This window comes from Bacillus sp. LR--39, from assembly GCF_053613335.1.
Genome location: NZ_JBSIOT010001610.1, coordinates 1 through 516, shown reverse-complemented (window position 1 = coordinate 516; position 516 = coordinate 1). Strand labels below are relative to the sequence as shown.

The following is a 516-nucleotide window of genomic DNA, read 5'->3' as shown; positions in this document are numbered from 1 at the left end:
ATCAGGCGGGAGAACACATGCACCCACGCTATGATGTAGCGGACAATCGCCTGTAGGAGAGAAATTTTCTCGTGTGTTTCGTCCCTCACGATTTGCAGCCCGATGATTTTTTTGCCCAGTGTGCCTTTCCAATTTGTCAGCGGCATCAGCAAAGGGTACACAATCAGCATCAATATGGCGACGATAATGACACCGGCGGACCCATCGCCAAACGTAAATCCGGCTGCCAAAATCACTGCTGCGGCAATGATTACATCAAGTAAAAGAGCGCAGGCGCGCAGCATGAAACCAGCTAGTTCCAATAGAAACACTCCTTAAAATGTTAAATAAATACCTAATGATTGTAAAAAAGAAGGGCCTAAAGTAGGAATAGGTGATAAGCCTTAAATCACAAAAGTTGGTGAAAATGTCATAGGTAAATTGGCATAATCAGCCAGCTTATTACATTACCAAATTCTTTTTTAGCCCGAAACCAAGCCCTCAGAAGTTATTTTTGTTAAAATAGAAAAGTTACAA

General features: G+C 42.2%; 1 protein-coding gene. It reads right to left on the bottom strand.

What is annotated here, in order from left to right; translation table 11 throughout:
• On the bottom strand, positions 1-302 hold a 302-nt coding region (locus ACWHAR_RS32075), incomplete at its 3' end, for an RDD family protein (RefSeq protein WP_452089048.1).
• Positions 303-516 lie beyond the last annotated feature (214 nt).